Raw genomic sequence first — 22214 nt, 5'->3', positions numbered from 1 at the left:
ATATGATGATTTTAATTGCCGTTATTTCATTAGGGGTGATCGGTATAATCGGCGCCCTTTTACTCTATTGGGCATCTAAGAAATTTGAAGTCCATGAAGACCCACGTATCGGGCAGGTACAGTCAGTGTTACCGGGAGCCAATTGCGGAGGATGCGGATATCCGGGTTGTGCCGGATTTGCCGGAGCTTGTGTTAAAGCAGATTCATTGGAAGGAATGCTTTGTCCGGTAGGAGGAGCGCCTGTTATGGCAAAGGTTGCAACAATATTAGGAAAAGAAGCGGTTGCAGCTGAACCTAAAGTGGCTGTTGTCCGCTGTAACGGAACTTGCCAGGCCCGTCCGAAGACGAATACGTATGATGGTGTAAAAAGTTGCGCCATTGCCTCTTCTTTGTATGGAGGTGAAACCGGATGTACGTTTGGTTGTTTGGGATATGGTGATTGTGTGAAGGCTTGTAACTTTGATGCGATTCATATTAATCCGGAGACTGGATTGCCGGAAGTTGATGAAGACAAATGTACTGCCTGTGGAGCTTGTGCAAAAGCCTGTCCGAAAGGTATTATAGAATTGCGTAAGAAAGGACCGAAGTCTCGTCGTATTTACGTATGTTGTGTCAATAAAGATAAAGGAGCTGTCGCACGCAAGGCTTGTGCCAATGCTTGTATTGGTTGTGGAAAATGTGCGAAGGAATGTCCGTTTGAAGCAATTACCGTCGAGAACAATGTGGCCTATATCGATTATACGAAGTGCCGTATGTGTCGGAAATGTGTAGCTGTCTGCCCGACAGGCGCTATTCATGAATTGAACTTCCCGCCTCGAAAAGAAACGGCTCCTGCAGCACCGAAAAGTGCAGCCGACGTTAAACCTGCGGCTCCAGCTGCAGCATCAGCACCAAAGGCTTCTGCTCCAGAAGTAAAGGCGGAGACAACATCTCAACAAACTGAAGTAAAAGAAGAAACTAAAAAATAAAAATCTAAACGTATGCTAAGGACATTTCGAATCGGAGGTATTCACCCACCCGAGAATAAACTGTCTGCCGGTAAGAAGATTACCGCACTGGCTGCACCCAAACAGGTGATTATTCCTTTAAGCCAGCATATTGGTGCTCCGGCACAGGCTGTAGTAAAAAAAGGAGACCTGGTAAAAGTCGGTACCTTACTGGCTAAAGCCGGAGGTTTTGTATCAGCGAACATTCATTCGTCTGTATCCGGAAAAGTAAATAAGATTGATAATGCGCTTGACGCCAGTGGTTACAAACGCCCGGCTGTCTTTATTGATGTGGAAGGCGATGAATGGGAAGAAAGCATTGATCGTAGTGAAACATTGGTTAAAGAATGTACACTTTCTTCCAAAGAGATTATAGATAAAATAGCTGCCGCCGGTATTGTAGGTATGGGTGGTGCTACATTCCCGACACAGGTGAAATTATTACCTCCTCCGGGAAATAAAGCCGATATTCTGATCATTAATGCAGTTGAATGTGAGCCTTACCTGACTGCCGACCATTCATTAATGTTGGAAAAGGGCGAAGAAATTTTAGTTGGCGTATCGATCCTGATGAAGGCTGCCAATGTAAATAAGGCAGTAATCGGCATTGAAAATAACAAGCCTGACGCCATTGCCCATATGACAAAACTGGCTGCTTCTTATTCAGGAATTGAAGTTATGCCGCTGAAAGTGAAATATCCGCAAGGAGGTGAAAAGCAACTGATCGATGCGGTGACTTCCCGTCAGGTGAAGAGCGGCGCACTGCCTATTTCTGTGGGTGCGATTGTTCAGAACGTAGGTACCGTATTTGCTGTTTATCAGGCTGTCCAGAAAAATAAACCTTTGTTTGAACGTGTTGTGACTGTAACTGGTAAAGCTGTTGCGAATCCCTCTAATTTCCTGGTTCGTATCGGAACGCCGATAAGTGTACTGATAGAAGCTGCAGGTGGTATTCCTGAAAATACCGGAAAGATCATTGGTGGTGGACCTATGATGGGTAAAGCCTTGATTAGTCCGGAAGTTCCAGTAGGAAAGGGTAGTTCTGGAGTATTATTACTGACAAAAGAAGAATCTGTACGTAAGCCTATGCACGATTGCATTCGTTGTGCTAAATGTGTACAGGTTTGTCCGATGGGATTGAATCCGGCCTTCCTGATGCGTTCTACTGTCTTTAAGAATTGGGAAATGGCAGAAGCCGATCATATACAGGATTGCATAGAATGTGGTTCTTGTAGTTTTACTTGTCCGGCTAATCGTCCGTTGTTGGATCAGATTCGTGTGGGCAAGAGTAAAGTAATGGGTATAATCCGTTCAAGAAAGTCATAAAAAGAGCAAGTATGGAAAATAGTTTATATGTTTCGCCGTCTCCTCATATTCATAGTGGCGACAGCATCAGTAAAAATATGTATGGAGTACTGATTGCCCTGATTCCGGCTTTCTTGGTTTCTCTTTACTATTTCGGATTGGGGGCCTTGATCGTAACGCTGATATCAGTTGTATCATGTGTCCTGTTTGAATATTTGATTCAGAAATTCCTGATGAAGAAAGAACCTACTATTTGTGACGGTTCTGCTATTCTGACTGGAGTTTTGTTGGCATTTAACTTGCCTTCTAATCTGCCGGCATGGATTGTTGTTATCGGTGCTTTGGCTGCTATTGGTATTGGCAAGATGACTTTTGGTGGTTTGGGAAATAATATATTCAACCCGGCTTTGGTCGGACGTGTATTTTTGCTGATTTCGTTTCCGGCACAAATGACAACCTGGCCTTTAGTAGATGCAACGAGCGCTTTCCCGCTTACCTATACCGATGCACAGACGGGTGCTACCGTTTTATCTCTTTTGAATGAAGGTGTTACTGATCTGCCTTCTCATATGGAGTTACTGGCCGGCTGTCGTGGTGGTAGTTTGGGAGAAGTTAGTGCAATTGCCTTGTTGTTAGGGTTTGCTTATATGTTGTGGAAAAAGGTTATTACGTGGCACATTCCGGTTACAATTATAGTAACCGTATTTACTTTTACGGGAATTATGCACTTGGTTAACCCGGCAGAATATGCAAGTCCGTTTATCCATGTGCTTTCAGGTGGTTTGATGTTGGGTGCTATTTTTATGGCAACTGATTATGTGACATCTCCTATGACAACGAAAGGCCAGGTAATATATGCTGTAGGTATCGGTTTGCTGACAGCAATTATTCGTTTGTTTGGTTCTTATCCGGAAGGAATGTCATTTGCCATCCTGATCATGAATGCATTGACTCCGCTTATCAATGCTTATGTAAAACCTAAACATTTTGGAGAAAAGTAAGATGGAAAAATTAAAATCGACATTACCAAATATGCTCCTTTCCTTAACCGGTATTTGTGTGGTGGCAGGAGCTGTACTGGCGGCTGTGAATAATTTGACTGCCGGTCCGATTGTTGCTTCTAAAGCTGCTGCTTTGGAAACAGCCATCAAAGCCGTTACTCCGGAATTCAATAACAAGCCATCTGAAGAGTCTTATATGGCTGCTACGCCGGAAGGAGATTCACTTCGGATTTATCCGGCCAAGATGGATGGTAAGTTTGTGGGTGCCGCTGTTGAGAGTTATTCCAAGAAAGGCTTTAGTGGTGAGATCAAAGTAATTGTTGGCTTTGATACGGAAGGTACGTTGTGTAACTATTCTGTCTTGCAGCATTCTGAAACTCCGGGTTTAGGAGCCAAGATGCAGGATTGGTTCAGAACGGATAAAAATAAACAGAGTGTTATAGGGCGTAAGTTGGATGGTAGCGGATTGAAGGTTACGAAAGACGGAGGTGATGTAGATGCTATAACGGCTGCTACCATTTCCAGTCGTGCCTTTCTGGATGCTGTGAACCGTGCTTATAGTGCTTATGCTGGAACAGATGCCATGGGTGGCGCTACATCGTCAAAATAAAAGTAGGGAGGAAAAGAAGATGAGTAATCTGAAAGTATTATTGAACGGTCTCTTGAAAGAGAATCCAACATTTGTCTTGTTGTTGGGTATGTGTCCGACTTTGGGTACGACTTCATCAGCAATGAATGGTTTGAGTATGGGCCTTGCCACTACTTTTGTATTGATTTGTTCCAATTTTGTCATCTCTGCCGTGAAGAAATTGATACCAGATTTGGTTCGTATTCCGGCATATATTGTGATTATAGCAACATTCGTAACAGTTGTTCAGCTGTGTATGGAGGCTTATACGCCGGCTCTTTATTCAAGCCTCGGACTTTACATTCCGTTGATTGTAGTTAACTGTATTGTTTTGGGCCGTGCTGAATCATTTGCGGCTAAGAATGGTGTAATTGCTTCTGCATTTGACGGTATTGGTATTGGACTCGGATTTACCTGGGCTTTAACTTTGCTGGGCGCTTGCCGTGAATTATTAGGTTCCGGGAAATTATTCGGCATTACGCTGATGCCGGAAGAATATGGTTCGCTGATATTCATCCTGGCTCCGGGTGCTTTCATCGTATTAGGATATTTGATAGCAATTGTAAACAAACTGCGTAAAGCTTAAAAACGGAAGAGTATGGAATATATATTGATATTTATTGTTGCGGTATTTGTCAACAATGTTGTATTATCGCAGTTTTTGGGTATTTGTCCGTTCCTGGGTGTTTCAAAGAAGGTTGAAACGTCTATCGGTATGGGTGCTGCCGTTACTTTTGTGTTGGCTATTTCTACGATCGTAACATTCTTGATCCAGAAATATCTGTTGGATCCTTTTGGTTTAGGATTCATGCAGACCATCAGTTTTATTTTGGTCATTGCAGCATTGGTACAAATGGTGGAAATTATCTTGAAAAAAGTTTCTCCGGCATTGTATCAGGCCTTGGGAATCTTCCTTCCGTTGATTACGACTAACTGCTGTGTTCTGGGTGTTGCTATCTTGGTTATCCAAAAAGAATATAATTTGTTGGAATCAATCGTATATGCTATATCAACAGCCCTTGGATTTGCGTTAGCTTTGATTATCTTTGCAGGGATACGAGAGCAACTGGCTATGACGAATGTGCCGAAAGGTTTGCAAGGCACACCGATCGCATTGATCACAGCCGGATTGTTGGCAATGGCATTTATGGGATTCTCTGGTATCGGATCCTAAATCTAAAATAATAAAGATATGAAAAAGAAGATTTTGGTAGCAGGTGGAACAGGTTATATTGGTTCACATACTACGGTAGAGTTACAGAATGCGGGTTATGAAGTAGTCATTATTGACGACCTGTCTAATTCGAACATTGAAGTTCTGGATGGCATCGAACGTATCACGGGTGTACGTCCGGCGTTTGTCAAACTGGATTTGAAGGACAAAGAAGGTACTCGCAAGGCTTTGGAAGCTCATCCGGGTATTGAAGGCGTTATCTTGTTTGCTGCGAGTAAGGCAGTAGGAGAATCTGTTCAGCAGCCGTTAAAGTATTATCGGAACAACATCACTACTTTGATCAATATCTTGGAGCTGATGCCAGAATTCGGAATGAAGGGAATTGTATTTTCTTCTTCTTGTACTGTCTATGGTCAGCCGGATCCTGAATTCTTACCGGTAACGGAAAGTGCTCCAATTAAGCCGGCTATGTCTCCTTATGGTAATACAAAGCAGATTAATGAGGAAATTATCCAGGATACAATTCATGCAGGAGCTCCGTTTAAGAGCATTATCTTGCGTTATTTTAATCCGATTGGAGCGCATCCGACGGCAGAAATTGGTGAATTGCCTAATGGCGTTCCACAGAATCTGATTCCTTATCTGACACAGACCGCCATTGGAATCCGGAAAGAACTGAGCGTTTTTGGTGATGACTACAATACGCCTGATGGTTCATGTATCCGTGATTATATTAATGTGGTAGATTTGGCTAAGGCTCATGTTATAGCAATGGACCGTATGTTGGAGAACAGGTCTGACGAAAAGGTAGAGATTTTCAACTTGGGTACAGGAAATGGTGTTTCTGTATTGGAATTGATCAACACTTTCGAAAAGGCAACAGGCGTGAAAGTTCCGCATAAGATTGTAGGTCGTCGTGAAGGTGATATCGAAAAGGTTTGGGCTAATCCGGAAAAAGCGAATAAGGTTTTGGGCTGGAAGGCTGTTGAAACTTTGGAAGATACATTGAGATCGGCTTGGAACTGGCAGGTTAAGTTACGCGAAAGAGGTATTCAATAAGTATAGAAGTCTCGGTAAAGAATAAATGCGGATTGTATTTCTTGGTGTGAAGTTTTCACGCAGGAAATGCAATCCGTTTTATTTTGTATGAGGCTCTTGTTTAAACTGAATGGAAAGCGTGTGCTGGTCATGTTTTTTAGTGTTTCTTTGTGCATAGTTACCAATAATTTATATCTTTGTAAATACGTGTGTTTCTAAGAAGAATCTATACAAAAACTCAAATAATAAATAACATCATGAAAAATGACAGAATGAAAACTTTCGCATGGTTGTTGCTGGGACTTCTGATTACGGTTTCGGCTGATGCAAAGAACTATCGTAAGAAAGTAAAAAACGCCAAAGGTATTGAAGTGATTTATCAATCCAGTTATAAAGGAGAGGTCGGGCCTGACCAATTGCTAATGACGGTTTCGGGTGATCAGGTCTCATTGCTTCGGGTTGAAGCGGAGCCGGAAGATGAAAAGAAGAAAAATCCGGAAGAAGAGATTGCGCAACCGGATAAGCGGGATTATCTGGACTATTCGCAGTTGAAATCCTATAATTGGGCAGAATTACCTAATGGAAAGATCATATCGGCTGAGACTCCTTTTGAACTGAATGCCGGTTTCACTGAGGTCGGAAAAGATCAGCTTTTGGGATTTGACTGTCGTGTTCTTCGGACGTCTGTCCGTTCAAATACGATTGAAGTCTGGGTTACGAATGATATTCCTTTCCGGGGAACACCGCAGGCTGGTGTCGGCGTTCCGGATGGTTTGGTACTGAAAGTGGTTCGTAATGGCGATATGGTGACGGAAGCGGTCGACATAAAGCCTTTGAAAGAGGAACAGCGTTTATTACCGACAACGTGGGGTGAAAAGATGGATGCGTATGACTATCAGTATGAGATTAATCAAAGTTCGGTGATAACGGTTCCGGTATTCGACCAGCAGACTATTTGTTTTAATGGAGCTAAATTACCTGATGCCTTGAATGACGGCGAAGTGTACGCGGCAGGTGGCGGAACAATTATCTTGAAGAAGGTAAAGTTGCCGGAAGTTGTCAAGAACCGGAGTGTATTCGTTGAAGTGGCCCAGTATTCTGATGGTGATGCTTATGACCGTACAGGTTCTATATTTGTGATTCCAATGAGTAAGAAACAGTCTTTCCTGGATGCCATTCGTGATTTGAAACAAGTTCCTTCTTTTCAGTCGGAAGGGCAGGCATATCCTGGTTTGATTTCGACTCCGGATTATGATGCACCGCTGGAGCTGATGCGTTTCTTTACGGGCTTTGGAGTTCGTCAGTTCAATCATGTTAAGGTAAAAGGACAGAGTTGGGTTGATTCAGTTGTTTATAAATCCGATGTAACGACATTATCGGAAGCGCTGAAAGGTGAAGTCTGGGTAGGAGCATATATTGGCAACTGGGATGCCAAGGGCCACCGTTTGTCGTTGAAGCTGAAATATTATCCGGATGAGGAGCGTCGGGTTTACCATACAATGCCTTTGTTTAATACAGTAAATTATCTGGAACAGGCGGGTCAGGCATATCCAGTATTTTTCCTGCATGATTCTTTGAAGGTATCTTTTACGATGAAAGAGCCGGCTAAGAATGTTCGTTTGTTTTATCTTACAACCGGTCATGGAGGTTGGGGAAATGGTGATGAGTTTAATCAGAAACCAAATACGATTTATTTGGATGGAAAGCAGGTCATTTCCTTCGTTCCTTGGCGGGAGGATTGCGGAACATACAGAAATTGGAATCCGTGTTCCGGTAATTTTTCCAACGGATTGAGTTCTTCTGATTTGAGCCGTTCCAACTGGTGTCCGGGAACATTAACTAACCCGGAATATATTTATTTAGGGGATTTGGAAGCTGGCGAGCACACAATCGTGGTACAGATTCCGCAAGGTGAACCGGAAGGAGGAAGTAATAGTTATTGGTGTATTTCCGGAACGTTATTGTATTGATTTAAAAGTTAATTGGGCTATATTTATCAATTCTGAAAGGTAATCTGTCAAAATTTATAAGTGATTGATAGAATAGATGGATAACTTTATAACGAAATCATAAAATTATCTTGTGCCATGAAAGAATTGAAAATGTTTATTGATGGGAAATTCGAAGAAAATGTTTCCGGAAAGTGGATTCAGGTCTTAAATCCTTCGACAGAAGAGGTTATCTCTTGGATGCCGGATGGAACAGTTGAGGACGCCCGCCGGGCGATTAATGCGGCCGAGCAGGCACAGCCGGGTTGGGAAAAGCTTCCTGCTGTACAGCGGGCTGCCTATTTGACGCAAATAGCTGCTGGTATTCGCAGACGTGAACAGGAATTGACGGATATCATTGTTCGTGAAGGTGGTAAAACGCAGCAGCTGGCTCGTGTCGAAGTATTATTTACGGCTGACTACATGGATTATATGGCGGGCTGGGCTCGGCGTTATGAAGGAGAGATTATTCCGAGTGATCGTCCGAAAGAAACAATTATGCTGTTTAAGAAACCTATTGGGGTTACGACTGGAATATTACCCTGGAATTTCCCGTTTTTCTTAATTGCCAGAAAAATGGCTCCGGCTTTGGTGACGGGTAATACAATTGTTATCAAACCCAGTCAGCTGACGCCAGAGAATGCTTATGTGTTTGCTCAGATTGTTGAAGAAGTAGGTTTGCCAGCCGGAGTCTTTAATGTAGTCAACGGACGTGGTTCGGTAATAGGCCATGAGTTGGCTGCTAACCCGAAGGTCGGAATGGTAAGTCTGACCGGAAGTGTATCGGCTGGGCAGCAGACGATGCTGGCTGCTGCTCCCAATATAACGAAGGTGTCTTTGGAATTAGGCGGCAAAGCCCCGGCTATAGTGATGGCTGATGCCGATATTGATTTGGCTGTTCGGGCGATAATAGCTTCGAGAGTAATTAATACCGGGCAGGTTTGTAACTGTGCAGAACGGGTTTATGTAGATCGCCGAATCAAAGATGTCTTTATGGATAAGTTATTGGCGGGAATGAAACAGATTAAGGCTGGTGATCCGTCTCTCCATACCGATGTAGACATGGGGCCACTGATTGATGCTGCTGCCTTGGATTCTATCGAGAAAAAGGTTGAGAAAGCTATACAGCAAGGCGCTAAACTGTTGTGTGGTGGGCATAGAATTGGAGATAAAGGATATTTTTATGCTCCTACATTGCTGGATGAGGCTACACAAACAATGGATATTGTTCGGGAGGAAACCTTTGGTCCGGTATTGCCAGTAGTTGCATATTCAGAGGTAGATGAAGCCATTTCATGGGCTAATGATTGTGAATATGGACTGACTTCTTCTGTCTATACGCAGAATTTGGATCAGGCATTTCGGATGATGCGTTCGTTAAAGTTTGGTGAAACCTATATTAATCGAGAAAATTTTGAAGCGATGCAAGGCTTCCATGCAGGATGGCGTAAATCAGGTATTGGTGGAGCCGATGGTAAACATGGTTTAGAAGAATACTTGCAAACTCATGTAGTTTATTTGGAAACTCAAATTTAAAGACAGATATCGAGAGCTCATTCATTGGGTGCTATAAAAGATTTTTGAATCATACATCTTGTTCCGTTTTTAAACTAAACGGGAATCGAAAGTAAATCCAGTGAGGATCGAAATCGATTCCCGTTTAGTTCATTTAAAAAGGTAGGCAGGGAAGAGAAAAAAGCCGGCGTATATTGATGAAAAGCCGGCGAGAAATGATAAAAACACGCCAGCTTTTGGTCAATTGAAAATGGAGGATTGAAAATTGATAATTAATGGAAGAAAATAAAAGGAAAGAATGGAAAACAAGAGAAGAACAGGACCGGCCTAACGGAGAAGGCGTAAAGCAAATTGCGAGCGGAGCGTAAAGAAATCCCGGCTGTCTGAGCGCGTAGCGCGAGTTATCCGGGATTTTAGCGGAGTGAAGTGAATTTGCAGCCTTCTCAAGTGTAGCCTTGACCTTTTGGTTCTTTTGTGTCAAGCCAAAAGAACGGGGAAGAAAAAGTGCATTTATAACATCCTGACAATCAGGAAAGGCAAAAAATAATTGAAAAAAAGTGGCAAAAACATTTGGAGGATATGTTATAAAGCAGTACTTTTGCACCCGCAATCGAGAGAGATGCGTGAGACAACATGATGGAACGGGCTAAGGACCCGGAGAGGAAAGAGGATGAGGTTGGAAGAATCCAAGCAGATATCCGAATCCGCCCGGCGGTCTTCCAAAAAAATAAATCGAAAAAAACTTCAAAAAAATTTGGAAGATAAAAATAAAAATCCTTACCTTTGCACCACGTTTCGCAAGAAACCGATTGAGAAGAGTTCTTTGAGAGAATTACATATACAACAGTAGTACAAGTATTTAGAATGAATACCGTCAATAATACTTGAACCTGAAAAGAATAACGGAATCTTGAGCAAAGACATAAAACAATTTCAACAACGAAGAGTTTGATCCTGGCTCAGGATGAACGCTAGCGACAGGCTTAACACATGCAAGTCGAGGGGCAGCGGGGAGTAGCAATACTCCGCCGGCGACCGGCGCACGGGTGAGTAACGCGTATGCAACTTACCTATCAGAGGAGAATAGCTCATCGAAAGATGAATTAATGCTCCATGAAACAGGGGTCCCGCATGGGAATATTTGTTAAAGATTCATCGCTGATAGATAGGCATGCGTTCCATTAGGCAGTTGGCGGGGTAACGGCCCACCAAACCGACGATGGATAGGGGTTCTGAGAGGAAGGTCCCCCACATTGGTACTGAGACACGGACCAAACTCCTACGGGAGGCAGCAGTGAGGAATATTGGTCAATGGCCGAGAGGCTGAACCAGCCAAGTCGCGTGAAGGATGAAGGATCTATGGTTTGTAAACTTCTTTTATACGGGAATAAAGTGAGTCACGTGTGGCTTTTTGTATGTACCGTATGAATAAGCATCGGCTAACTCCGTGCCAGCAGCCGCGGTAATACGGAGGATGCGAGCGTTATCCGGATTTATTGGGTTTAAAGGGTGCGTAGGTGGTTTCTTAAGTCAGCGGTGAAAGTTTGTGGCTTAACCATAAAATTGCCATTGATACTGGGAGACTTGAGTATGTTTGAGGTAGGCGGAATGCGTGGTGTAGCGGTGAAATGCATAGATATCACGCAGAACTCCGATTGCGAAGGCAGCTTGCCAAGCCATAACTGACACTGAAGCACGAAAGCGTGGGTATCAAACAGGATTAGATACCCTGGTAGTCCACGCAGTAAACGATGATTACTAGGAGTTTGCGATATAGTGTAAGCTCTACAGCGAAAGCGTTAAGTAATCCACCTGGGGAGTACGCCGGCAACGGTGAAACTCAAAGGAATTGACGGGGGCCCGCACAAGCGGAGGAACATGTGGTTTAATTCGATGATACGCGAGGAACCTTACCCGGGTTTGAACGCACAGCGACGAATCAGGAAACTGATTTTCTATCAATAGCGATGTGCGAGGTGCTGCATGGTTGTCGTCAGCTCGTGCCGTGAGGTGTCGGCTTAAGTGCCATAACGAGCGCAACCCTTGCCGTTAGTTACTAACAAGTAGTGTTGAGGACTCTAGCGGGACTGCCAGCGTAAGCTGTGAGGAAGGCGGGGATGACGTCAAATCAGCACGGCCCTTACATCCGGGGCGACACACGTGTTACAATGGCGTGGACAAAGAGCAGCCACTTGGCGACAAGGAGCTAATCTCCAAACCACGTCTCAGTTCGGATCGGAGTCTGCAACTCGACTCCGTGAAGCTGGATTCGCTAGTAATCGCGCATCAGCCATGGCGCGGTGAATACGTTCCCGGGCCTTGTACACACCGCCCGTCAAGCCATGGGAGCCGGGAGTACCTGAAGTCCGTAACCGCGAGGATCGGCCTAGGGTAAAACTGGTGACTGGGGCTAAGTCGTAACAAGGTAGCCGTACCGGAAGGTGCGGCTGGAACACCTCCTTTCTGGAGCGAGAGATTCCGAAAGAAAAAAACGAAGGATCAAGTAGAGGTATGAATGAAGAATACCTTGTACTACAGGTTGGATATGAAAAAAGATAGATGAAAAGAGAGAAAAGATGAAGCTGGGAAACCGGCAAAGTTGACAGTCCTATAGCTCAGTTGGTTAGAGCGCTACACTGATAATGTAGAGGTCGGCAGTTCAACTCTGCCTGGGACTACTCTCAGAGACGGGGGATTAGCTCAGCTGGCTAGAGCATCTGCTTTGCACGCAGAGGGTCAACGGTTCGAATCCGTTATTCTCCACAGAGTAGAATTGATGCTGGAAAAGGAAAAACGAAAAATAATTTTCAATTCTCCATTTTCAATTTTCAATTCAGAAAGATCTTTGACATGTTGTACATTCAGTAAAGTAAAAAAGAAGAGCAAGCTTAGTAAATATCAATCCGGCGCGTTAAGTGCCAGATAAAGAAAGTAAGCAAGGGCAGACGGTGGATGCCTTGGCTCTCGGAGGCGAAGAAGGACGTGATAAGCTGCGAAAAGCCCGGGGGAGATGCAAATAATCCTTGATCCCGGGATATCCGAATGGGGCAACCCGGCAGGTTGAAGGCCTGTCACCTTGAAACAAGGGGCAAACGCGGGGAACTGAAACATCTAAGTACCCGTAGGAGAAGAAAACAAAATGTGATTCCGCAAGTAGTGGCGAGCGAACGCGGAAAAGCCCAAACCGGTTTTGTCTAGGCAAAGCCGGGGTAGTAGGACCACGACGTGGCAAGACAGCCTTGAAGTAGAACCATCTGGAAAGGTGGGCCAGAGACGGTGACAGCCCGGTACACGACTCAAGGCCGAAGCCTAGTGGAATCCTGAGTAACGCGGAGCACGAGGAATTCTGCGCGAAGCAGCGGGGCCCATCCCGTAAGGCTAAATACTCCCGAGAGACCGATAGCGAACCAGTACTGTGAAGGAAAGGTGAAAAGAACCTCGAACAGAGGAGTGAAATAGACCCTGAACCCGTCTGCCTACAAGCGGTCGGAGCAGCGTAAGCTGTGACGGCGTGCCTTTTGCATAATGAACCTACGAGTTACTTTCAGTGGCAAGGTTAAGTACTTCAGGTACGAATCCGAAGCGAAAGCGAGTCTGAAAAGGGCATCAAGTCACTGTGAGTAGACGCGAAACCAAGTGATCTACCCTTGTCCAGGATGAAGGTTGGGTAACACCACCTGGAGGTCCGAATGGTTATACGTTGAAAAGTGTTCCAATGAGATGAGGGTAGGGGTGAAAGGCTAATCAAACTTGGAGATAGCTCGTACTCCCCGAAATGCATTTAGGTGCAGCCTGTGCGAAGTATAATATGAGGTAGAGCGACTGATTGGATGCGAGGGCTTCACCGCCTATCAAGTCCAGACAAACTCCGAATGCGTATTATATGATTCCATGGAGTGAGGGCATGGGTGCTAAGGTCCATGTCCGAGAGGAGAAGAATCCAGACCACCTGCTAAGGTCCCGAAATAATGCTTAAGTTGAGAAAACGAAGTCAGATTGCAAAGACAGCTAGGATGTTGGCTTGGAAGCAGCCATTCATTTAAAGAGTGCGTAACAGCTCACTAGTCGAGGAATTTGGCATGGATAATAATCGGGCATAAAGCATTTACCGAAGCAGTGGAATCTTTAAAGATTGGTAGGGGAGCATTCCGGCGGCGTCGAAGATGGAGGATGACCTCCGTTGGAGCTTCCGGAAAAGCAAATGTAGGTATAAGTAACGATAAAGGAGGTGAGAAACCTCCTCGCCGAAAGACTAAGGTTTCCTGATCAACGTTAATCGGATCAGGGTAAGTCGGGACCTAAGGATAAGCCGAACGGCGAAGCCGATGGAAGAAACGGTTAATATTCCGTTACTGCTTTAATGAGTGACGTGGAGACGGAGAAGTGACAGTCCTGCCGGCTGACGGAATAGCCGGTTGAAGGGTGTAGGAGCAGATCTTTGTAGGCAAATCCGCAGAGAGATCCGAACCTGAGAGTATGGAGCGCACCCCGGTGCAATCCAAGATGGACGTAACCAGGCTCCCGAGAAAATCCGCTAAACATAATCATTGAAGTACCCGTACCACAAACGGACACACGTAGTTGGGTTGAAAATACTGAGGCGCTCGAGTGAGTCACGGTTAAGGAACTAGGCAAAATGGTCCTGTAACTTCGGGATAAAGGACGCCGATCGGAAGATCGGCCGCAGAGAATAGGCCCAGGCGACTGTTTAACAAAAACACATGGCTGTGCGAAATAGTTAACATGAAGTATACAGCCTGACACCTGCCCGGTGCTGGAAGGTTAAGAGGAGAGCTCAGCGCAAGCGAAGGCTTGAATTGAAGCCCCAGTAAACGGCGGCCGTAACTATAACGGTCCTAAGGTAGCGAAATTCCTTGTCGGGTAAGTTCCGACCTGCACGAATGGTGTAACGATCTGGGCACTGTCTCAACCGTGAGCTCGGTGAAATTGTAGTATCGGTGAAGATGCCGATTACCCGCGATGGGACGAAAAGACCCCGTGAACCTTTACTATAGCTTTACATTGAATTTGGGCAATTGATGTGTAGGATAGGCCGGAGGCTATGAAGCTGGTACGCCAGTATTAGTGGAGCCGCCGTTGAAATACGGCCCTTTGATTGTTTGAGTTCTAACTTGCGGAAAGCGAGGACACTGTATGGTGGGTAGTTTGACTGGGGTGGTCGCCTCCAAAAGCGTAACGGAGGCTTCTAAAGGTACCCTCAGACCGATTGGTAACCGGTCGCAGAGTGTAATGGCATAAGGGTGCTTGACTGGGAGACAAACAAGTCGATCAGGTAGGAAACTAGAGCATAGTGATCCGGTGGTTCCGTATGGAAGGGCCATCGCTCAAAGGATAAAAGGTACTCCGGGGATAACAGGCTGATCCCTCCCAAGAGCTCATATCGACGGAGGGGTTTGGCACCTCGATGTCGGCTCGTCACATCCTGGGGCTGGAGAAGGTCCCAAGGGTTGGGCTGTTCGCCCATTAAAGTGGCACGCGAGCTGGGTTCAGAACGTCGTGAGACAGTTCGGTCTCTATCTATCGTGGGCGCAGGAAATTTGCGGGGATCTGACACTAGTACGAGAGGACCGTGTTGGACAGACCTCTGGTTTACCGGTTGTACCGCCAGGTGCACCGCCGGGTATCTAAGTCTGGAAAGGATAAGTGCTGAAAGCATCTAAGTACGAAGCCAACCTCAAGATAAGATTTCCTTAGGAGGGTCGTCAAAGACGATGACGTTGATAGGCTGCAGGTGTAAGGTCAGTAATGGCGAAGCCGAGCAGTACTAATAGCCCGAAACTTTCTTATCGGAAAAAGGATTGATAGTTACGAAGCAGAGAAGGTCTTCCGGAAGACTTTACGGGATGTACGGCAGGTTCAAAAGATTTAAATAAAGACATTAAGGTGGTTATAGCACGAGGGATCCACCTCTTCCCATTCCGAACAGAGAAGTTAAGCCTCGTCACGCCGATGGTACTGCGTAACAGTGGGAGAGTAGGTAGCCGCCGTTTTAGAGAGAGAGCCGGTTCAACATCTGTTGGATCGGCTTTTTTCGTGTTTATAGGCTTTCTTTATATCTAGATATTGTACCTTTATACAGTAAATTCAGTGAAGGTGTGCTTTTCTACACACCTTCGATAAATGATTTATTTTTGTTCAATACCAGTAACGGCTGTTTGGAACTTGTTATTTAGAATTTCTGAGATCTATAAATAAGGAATCGCAAGGTATTCCATGTAGAAAATAATTATAGATAGTTGCGATATTTCGTAAGTGAGTAACCATATCAGAAGACGAAGTACTTTTTGAAACTTCCTGAAATAATTGTTTGTACTGTTTTAACCGATAATTCGGAATGTCTTTAAGAGCCCCAACATCGGCATAGCGTAATCTGTATAGATCTAAGATTAGTTCATAGCCGTTCCAGCTTTTCCAAGAAGTAGAGTCTTGACTGGGTGAATGTCCTGTGACTTGATTAAAGATTGTTAGGCCGTTTATTGGAACAATACTGTCTTGAACGAATGTGGGTAAATCATTGGGGATGAAACGGAGTCTGACTAAATCTTGAAAGATGTAATCGCAAAATTCATGATAATTGCGTGACTGATGAATCCTTTTTTGCCAAACAGGCTGTTTGTGCTTTGTTATTGATGCTGAATACTCTTTCTCATAAAAAGGAAATAGTTGATTGAAATTTACTATAGAGTCAAGATAAACCGTTTTAATTTCTATTTGATATTCATTTCTGACTGTAGCAATTTTGTATGCAGGAGAATAAGTGGCAATAGAAGGAACTTGAATGTTATAAAGTTTATTCCCTTGTTCATCACTTATTGTACCTGTATTATTAATGTGCATATGTCCTGCAAAATGTAATTGTATTCCGGCTTGTAGAAATGCTTTACTAACCGAAAGTTTCGGTACTCTTGATAGATCAAATTTGTTATCTCCCCAAGCTTTCGATATGGCTTCAGAAGCACCATCATTGAATTCAATTAGAGGATAATGGCTGAAAGCAATTAAAGTTTTGTGTAGGCGTTGGGCTTCAGAGGCTATCTTTTTTACCCAAGGCAATAAGAATGGTTTATATTGGAGAATATTATTATACCCATCACCTGATCCTTGAAATTCTTGCTTCCCGTTAAGGGCTGATTTAGGTTTATGGACGCTTCCGTCAATAGCAAGTAGCCAGATTCCAGGTATAGGTTCTACCAAATAACTGGCATCAATAGCCGATATGGAATCAGTTAATAAATACTGTCTACAATTTGTAGCACTTTGTTCTGCCGCTTTTGAATATGAATAATTGTCATATGAATATGTACTAAAGGGAGTTTCCCAATAAAGATATTGTTGCTGGGGGAAAAATCCAAATTGCTGATAGCATTCCAATTGTTTTTTATAACCAGCTCCTTTTAGTGTCGTGTCAACTTGAATGCATTGATTTTCCTTTTGATTTGATATTGATAGACTACTGCAAATTGTATGTTTTTCTCCATTACTTGTAAGAAAGTTTCTATCACAATTTTCATAATCTCGAGGCTGAGAGGGATCATGATTACCCGTGGTAAAATAGAACGAAATTCCATATGTCTGCGTATATTTTTCCAGTATTTTTCGAACGGCATTCTGATTGATAAGTTGCCCGTTGTCTGTAAGATCACCAGGTATTACAATATGTTTGATTCCTTTTTGTGCAGCATCATCAAGTGCGGCGATAAAAGCAAAATAGTTTTCATTGAACAGACGAGTAGAATGTACTTGAGATTCCATTGTTCGTATTAAGTGCGGATGATTTACTACGTCTTGTATATGTGGATCTGCTATGAATGCAAGCTGAAATGGATAAATATCTGCAGGTTTCTTTACCTGTTCGCAAGCAGTAAAAGAAAATAAATAAGCGGAAGCAATTAAGTATTTGTATAAGCTTAACATGATAGTTTCTTGAATATTTAATAATTGTATGTAAACATACGAACTGTTTCTGGAAACGACAAATTTTCATAACATATAGTTCTTTCTGTTTGTAATTCTGATGTGGTTTTCATTGATAAAATGAAATTATTAGGTTTAGTAATGATAGTTTTTCGTTTGTTTTAATCTTTTTCTTACGGTTTGTAATATTTCAATTGAAAAAAGTTAGGAATATATTTTGTCGTTTCGGAAAACAATGTAACTTTGCACCGTCAAAAAGTTAAAACGGAAAAAGACAAGTTAAATGGAACAGATTTTGCGTAACAGTCTATTGAATTCGTTGGGTATTATTATTATTCTACTCTGGCAACAGGATAGGAAGTGAGACGGTGCGTGATTCTGTAAGATAAAATAAAGATAAAGACCTTTCTCGCTTCCTTGTGAGAAAGGTCTTTTTGGTTTGTATATAATTTAAAAAGAAAAAGAGATATGTCAGACAGATTATTTATTTTTGATACGACACTTCGTGATGGAGAACAAGTACCAGGTTGTCAGCTGAACACCGTTGAGAAAATTCAGGTGGCAAAAGCTCTGGAAGCGTTGGGTGTTGATATTATCGAGGCTGGATTCCCGGTTTCAAGCCCGGGTGATTTTAAGAGTGTGGTTGAAATCTCAAAGGCTGTTACGTGGCCAACTATTTGCGCTTTGACGCGTGCGGTTGAAAAAGATATAGACGTAGCTGCTGAAGCCTTAAAATTTGCCAAGCGTTCTCGGATTCATACAGGAATTGGAACTTCTGATCCACATATCAAATATAAATTTAATTCGACACGTGAAGAAATTATTGAAAGAGCTATTGCTGCCACAAAATATGCACGTAAGTTTGTGGATGATGTAGAGTTCTACTGCGAAGATGCCGGTCGTACAGAAAATGAATATCTGGCACGTGTAGTTGAAGCAGTTATCAAAGCCGGTGCAACTGTTGTAAATATTCCGGATACAACAGGCTACTGTTTACCTGATGAATATGGTGCTAAGATCAAATATTTGATGGAACACGTAGACGGCATTGAAAAGGCCATCATTTCTACTCACTGCCATAATGATTTGGGTATGGCTACAGCCAATACAGTTCAAGGCGTATTAAACGGTGCCCGTCAGGTGGAAGTAACTATTAATGGTATTGGTGAACGTGCCGGTAATACTTCTCTGGAAGAAATAGCAATGATTTTCAGAAGTCATAAGGAATGTGGAATTTCTACGAATATCAACACGACTAAGATATATGGTATCAGCCGGATGGTATCGAGCTTAATGAACATGCCTATCCAGCCTAACAAGGCAATTGTCGGTAGAAATGCCTTTGCTCATTCTTCAGGAATTCACCAGGACGGCGTTTTGAAGAATGCACAAACGTATGAGATTATCGATCCGAAAGATGTTGGTATTGACGACAACGCTATTGTATTGACAGCGCGTAGCGGACGTGCAGCTTTGAAACATCGTCTGCATGTATTAGGTATCGAAATTAATCAGGAAAAACTGGATCAGATTTATGAAGATTTCTTGAAGCTGGCTGATAAGAAGAAGGAAATTACGGATGATGATGTCTTGGTATTGGCCGGAGCCGATCGCTCGATGAATCATCATATCAAACTGGATTATTTGCAGGTAACAAGTGGTGTTGGCGTTCGTTCGGTTGCAAGCTTAGGATTGAGCATTGCCGGTGAGAAGTTTGAAGCAGCTTCATCCGGAAACGGACCTGTAGATGCCGCCATCAAGGCCCTGAAACAGATCATACATCGCCAAATGGTACTGAAGGAATTTACCATTCAGGCTATTAGTAAAGGAAGTGATGATGTGGGTAAAGTTCACATGCAGGTGGAATATGACGGACATGTATATTATGGCTTTGGTGCCAATACTGATATTATCGCAGCTTCTGTTGAAGCTTATATTGATGCAATTAATAAATTCGTAAAATGACAGAGCATGAATACGCTATTTGATAAAATCTGGGACGCCCACGTGGTTCAGCAAGTTGTTGATGGGCCAGTCCAATTGTATATTGACAGATTATATTGTCATGAAGTAACCAGTCCGCAAGCCTTTCAGGGACTTCGGGAACGCGGATTGTCTTGTTTCCGTCCGGATCATATCTTCTGTATGCCGGATCATAATACACCGACTCACGACCAGGATAAACCGATTGAAGATCCGATCTCAAAGGCTCAGGTTGATACGTTGGAGAAAAATGCCAAGGATTTTGGTTTGACTTATTTCGGCATGATGAATCCGAAGAACGGTATTATCCATGTAGTAGGTCCTGAACGTGGCTTGACTTTACCGGGCATGACGATTGTCTGTGGGGACTCTCATACTTCTACACATGGAGCCGTTGGTGCCGTTGCTTTCGGTATCGGTACGAGTGAAGTTGAAATGGTAATGGCTTCCCAGTGTATTTTGCAGTCACGCCCGAAAACAATGCGGATTACCATTGATGGAAAGTTAGGTAAAGGGGTTACAGCAAAGGATGTGGCTCTTTACATGATGTCGAAGATGACAACCAGTGGTGCTACGGGTTATTTTGTAGAATATGCAGGCGAAGCTATCCGCAGTCTGACTATGGAAGGACGACTGACTCTTTGTAACCTGTCTATTGAGATGGGAGCTCGTGGCGGTATGATTGCTCCGGACGAAGTTACTTTTGCTTATCTGAAAGGTCGTGAATATGCACCAAAAGGAGAAGACTGGGATAAGGCTGTAGCTTATTGGAAGACATTGAAGAGTGATGATGACGCAGTCTTTGATAAAGAAGTTCATTTTGATGCTGCCGATATTGAGCCGATGATTACTTATGGAACGAATCCGGGTATGGGAATGGGCATTACACAGTCTATCCCGACAACTGAAGGAATGAGTGAAGTAGAAAAAGGTTCATTTGAGAAGTCACTGCATTATATGGGATTCAAGCCGGGTGAAAAATTATTGGGTAAACCGGTAGATTATGTATTCTTAGGTGCTTGTACGAATGGGCGTATCGAAGATTTCCGTGCTTTTGCTTCTATCGTGAAAGGACGGAAAAAGGCCGAAAATATTACGGCTTGGCTTGTACCGGGTTCGTGGATGGTAGACGCGCAGATTCGGGAAGAAGGTTTGGATAAGGTTTTGGCAGAGGCTGGCTTTGAGATCCGTCAGCCGGGTTGTTCGGCTTGTCTGGCTATGAATGACGACAAGATCCCGGCAGGCAAATATGCTGTTTCAACCAGTAACCGTAACTTCGAAGGTCGCCAGGGTCCGGGTTCTCGTACTTTGTTGGCTAGTCCGCTTACGGCGGCTGCAGCTGCAGTGACAGGGAAGATAACAGACCCCCGTACTCTGTTAGGCGAATAATCAATAGTAATCTTTTAGCTTATGAGAGATGCCGAAAAAACGATCGGTCTGCTGATAGACAAGCAGAAGGTTGCATTCATGGGATCGGTGGATTCGGATGGATTTCCGAATATGAAAGCCATGCTGGCTCCCCGTAAACGTGAGGGAATCCGTGTGTTTTATTTCACGACCAATACATCTTCCATGCGTGTAGCCCAGTACCGGCAGAACGATAAGGCTTGCATTTATTTTTGTGACAAGCGTTTCTTCCGAGGTGTGATGTTGAAAGGGACAATGGAAGTGCTGACCGATACTGAACACAAGGCAATGATCTGGCAAGACGGGGATACGATGTATTATCCGGGAGGTGCTGAAGATCCTGATTATTGTGTCTTAAAGTTTACGGCAACTTGTGGGCGTTATTACCATAATTTTTCTTCTGAAGATTTTAATATAGATAATTATGAAACAAAAATTTAATATAGTAACAAGTACATGTGTTCCACTTCCGTTGGAAAATGTGGATACCGATCAGATTATACCGGCGCGTTTCTTAAAGGCAACAACGCGTGAAGAGAAGTTTTTCGGCGATAACCTGTTTCGCGACTGGCGTTATAATCCGGATGGTTCGTTGAACACTCAGTTCGTCTTGAACGATCCTACTTATGGTGGTCAGATTCTGGTGGCAGGAAAGAACTTCGGTTCTGGTTCAAGTCGTGAACATGCGGCGTGGGCCATTGCCGGTTATGGCTTCCGGGTTGTTGTTTCAAGCTTCTTCGCCGATATTCATAAAAATAATGAATTGAATAATTTCGTGCTTCCGGTCGTTGTAAGCGAGGAGTTCTTGAAAGAATTGTTCGATTCCATTTATGCTAATCCTAAAATGGAGGTCGAAGTAAATCTTCCGGAACAGACAATAATCAATAAGGCGACAGGAAAATCTGAGCATTTTGAAATCAATGCCTATAAGAAGCATTGTTTGATGAATGGATTGGATGATGTGGATTTCCTGGTAGAAAATCGTGGAAAGGTAGAAGCCTTTGAACAGGCAAGAAAACATTAATCTGGAAAAGTTTTTTGTCCTTGTTTGGGACAAGAGCATAAAGAGTTTTCTGCTCATCCTATTTTTCTTTTGGTAAGCAGATAAAGAATTCAATCTGATGTCAAATTCTTTAGTTCACGGCGTGAACTAAGTAATCCACGACGTGAACTACGTAATTCACGGTGTGAACTAAGTAATTCACGCCGTGAACTAAAGAATAGTTTGTGAATTCTATAAGTATATCTGTCCAC

General features: G+C 43.5%; 14 protein-coding genes, 2 tRNA genes and 3 rRNA genes. 18 read left to right on the top strand and 1 reads right to left on the bottom strand.

The features are described from left to right. Positions 1-5: 5 nt before the first annotated feature. The 14 genes from NEE14_RS07475 to rrf all read left to right on the top strand — a co-directional run bounded on the left by NEE14_RS07475 (position 6) and on the right by rrf (position 15646). Positions 6-968, top strand: a complete 963-nt coding sequence (locus tag NEE14_RS07475; protein ID WP_251968186.1) for a Fe-S cluster domain-containing protein — start codon at positions 6-8, stop codon at positions 966-968. A 12-nt stretch (positions 969-980) separates the two neighbouring features. Beyond that, complete coding sequence (gene rsxC, locus NEE14_RS07470) at positions 981-2312, top strand: electron transport complex subunit RsxC (RefSeq protein ID WP_251968177.1); 1332 nt, start codon at positions 981-983, stop codon at positions 2310-2312. Between the two features lie 11 nt (positions 2313-2323). Further along, positions 2324-3292, top strand: a complete 969-nt coding sequence (locus NEE14_RS07465; protein ID WP_251968178.1) for an RnfABCDGE type electron transport complex subunit D — start codon at positions 2324-2326, stop codon at positions 3290-3292. Position 3293: 1 nt separating this feature from the next. Next, on the top strand, positions 3294-3902 hold the full coding sequence (locus tag NEE14_RS07460) for an RnfABCDGE type electron transport complex subunit G (protein ID WP_251968179.1): 609 nt from the start codon (positions 3294-3296) through the stop codon (positions 3900-3902). 19 nt (positions 3903-3921) lie between these two features. Beyond that, positions 3922-4506, top strand: a complete 585-nt coding sequence (rsxE, locus tag NEE14_RS07455) for an RnfABCDGE type electron transport complex subunit E (RefSeq protein WP_251968180.1) — start codon at positions 3922-3924, stop codon at positions 4504-4506. A 12-nt stretch (positions 4507-4518) separates the two neighbouring features. Then, positions 4519-5094 carry an electron transport complex subunit RsxA gene (rsxA, locus tag NEE14_RS07450; protein ID WP_022456510.1) on the top strand — a complete coding sequence of 192 codons (576 nt, stop codon included), beginning with the start codon at positions 4519-4521 and terminating at the stop codon, positions 5092-5094. Between the two features lie 18 nt (positions 5095-5112). After that, entirely contained in the window at positions 5113-6153 is a 1041-nt protein-coding gene (gene galE / locus NEE14_RS07445; protein ID WP_251968181.1) for a UDP-glucose 4-epimerase GalE, read from the top strand. Positions 6154-6389: 236 nt separating this feature from the next. Then, a complete protein-coding gene (locus NEE14_RS07440) occupies positions 6390-8102 on the top strand; it encodes a PNGase F N-terminal domain-containing protein (protein ID WP_251968182.1) in 1713 nt (570 codons plus the stop codon). A 117-nt stretch (positions 8103-8219) separates the two neighbouring features. Further along, the gene (gene aldA, locus NEE14_RS07435) at positions 8220-9656 is read left to right on the top strand and encodes an aldehyde dehydrogenase (protein WP_251968183.1); all 1437 of its coding nucleotides are present in this window, start codon (positions 8220-8222) and stop codon (positions 9654-9656) included. Between the two features lie 915 nt (positions 9657-10571). Beyond that, positions 10572-12098 (top strand): 16S ribosomal RNA (locus NEE14_RS07430). Between the two features lie 141 nt (positions 12099-12239). Further along, positions 12240-12313, top strand: a tRNA-Ile gene (locus tag NEE14_RS07425). An 11-nt stretch (positions 12314-12324) separates the two neighbouring features. Continuing rightward, positions 12325-12398: transfer RNA gene (locus NEE14_RS07420), tRNA-Ala, on the top strand. Between the two features lie 162 nt (positions 12399-12560). Beyond that, positions 12561-15443, top strand: a 23S ribosomal RNA gene (locus NEE14_RS07415). 92 nt (positions 15444-15535) lie between these two features. After that, positions 15536-15646: ribosomal RNA gene (gene rrf / locus NEE14_RS07410) — 5S ribosomal RNA — on the top strand. The 16S, 23S and 5S rRNA genes sit together here with 2 tRNA genes alongside, the layout of an rRNA operon. A gap of 175 nt (positions 15647-15821) precedes the next feature. Here rrf and NEE14_RS07405 read toward each other — a convergent pair. Next, the gene (locus tag NEE14_RS07405; protein WP_251968755.1) at positions 15822-17570 is read right to left on the bottom strand and encodes a metallophosphoesterase; all 1749 of its coding nucleotides are present in this window, start codon (positions 17568-17570) and stop codon (positions 15822-15824) included. A gap of 468 nt (positions 17571-18038) precedes the next feature. Between NEE14_RS07405 and NEE14_RS07400 the strand changes: the two genes are divergently transcribed. The 4 genes from NEE14_RS07400 to leuD are packed head-to-tail and all read left to right on the top strand — an operon-like array spanning position 18039 to position 21984. After that, on the top strand, positions 18039-19535 hold the full coding sequence (locus tag NEE14_RS07400; RefSeq protein WP_251968756.1) for a 2-isopropylmalate synthase: 1497 nt from the start codon (positions 18039-18041) through the stop codon (positions 19533-19535). Between the two features lie 6 nt (positions 19536-19541). Further along, positions 19542-20942, top strand: coding sequence for a 3-isopropylmalate dehydratase large subunit (gene leuC, locus NEE14_RS07395; protein WP_251968757.1), 1401 nt, complete (start codon positions 19542-19544; stop codon positions 20940-20942). A 21-nt stretch (positions 20943-20963) separates the two neighbouring features. Continuing rightward, positions 20964-21401, top strand: coding sequence for a pyridoxamine 5'-phosphate oxidase family protein (locus NEE14_RS07390; RefSeq protein ID WP_251968758.1), 438 nt, complete (start codon positions 20964-20966; stop codon positions 21399-21401). Further along, the gene (leuD, locus tag NEE14_RS07385; RefSeq protein ID WP_251968759.1) at positions 21385-21984 is read left to right on the top strand and encodes a 3-isopropylmalate dehydratase small subunit; all 600 of its coding nucleotides are present in this window, start codon (positions 21385-21387) and stop codon (positions 21982-21984) included. The genes NEE14_RS07390 and leuD overlap by 17 nt, the downstream gene beginning before the upstream one ends. Positions 21985-22214 lie beyond the last annotated feature (230 nt).

Origin of the sequence: Parabacteroides sp. AD58 (assembly GCF_023744375.2) — a bacterium.
GTDB lineage: Bacteria > Bacteroidota > Bacteroidia > Bacteroidales > Tannerellaceae > Parabacteroides > Parabacteroides absconsus.
The sequence above is the reverse complement of the archived record's forward strand: the minus strand, read 5'-3'. Positions and strand labels throughout refer to the sequence as shown.

Coding starts and splice junctions, on each gene's coding strand:
- rsxC (WP_251968177.1), top strand. CDS start 981: ATGCTAAGGACATTTCGAATCGGAGGTATTCACCCACCCGAGAATAAA.
- NEE14_RS07390 (WP_251968758.1), top strand. CDS start 20,964: ATGAGAGATGCCGAAAAAACGATCGGTCTGCTGATAGACAAGCAGAAG.
- leuD (WP_251968759.1), top strand. CDS start 21,385: ATGAAACAAAAATTTAATATAGTAACAAGTACATGTGTTCCACTTCCG.
- aldA (WP_251968183.1), top strand. CDS start 8,220: ATGAAAGAATTGAAAATGTTTATTGATGGGAAATTCGAAGAAAATGTT.
- NEE14_RS07460 (WP_251968179.1), top strand. CDS start 3,294: ATGGAAAAATTAAAATCGACATTACCAAATATGCTCCTTTCCTTAACC.
- NEE14_RS07465 (WP_251968178.1), top strand. CDS start 2,324: ATGGAAAATAGTTTATATGTTTCGCCGTCTCCTCATATTCATAGTGGC.
- galE (WP_251968181.1), top strand. CDS start 5,113: ATGAAAAAGAAGATTTTGGTAGCAGGTGGAACAGGTTATATTGGTTCA.
- NEE14_RS07400 (WP_251968756.1), top strand. CDS start 18,039: ATGTCAGACAGATTATTTATTTTTGATACGACACTTCGTGATGGAGAA.
- rsxE (WP_251968180.1), top strand. CDS start 3,922: ATGAGTAATCTGAAAGTATTATTGAACGGTCTCTTGAAAGAGAATCCA.
- NEE14_RS07475 (WP_251968186.1), top strand. CDS start 6: ATGATTTTAATTGCCGTTATTTCATTAGGGGTGATCGGTATAATCGGC.
- NEE14_RS07440 (WP_251968182.1), top strand. CDS start 6,390: ATGAAAAATGACAGAATGAAAACTTTCGCATGGTTGTTGCTGGGACTT.
- leuC (WP_251968757.1), top strand. CDS start 19,542: ATGAATACGCTATTTGATAAAATCTGGGACGCCCACGTGGTTCAGCAA.
- rsxA (WP_022456510.1), top strand. CDS start 4,519: ATGGAATATATATTGATATTTATTGTTGCGGTATTTGTCAACAATGTT.
- NEE14_RS07405 (WP_251968755.1), bottom strand. CDS start 17,570: ATGTTAAGCTTATACAAATACTTAATTGCTTCCGCTTATTTATTTTCT.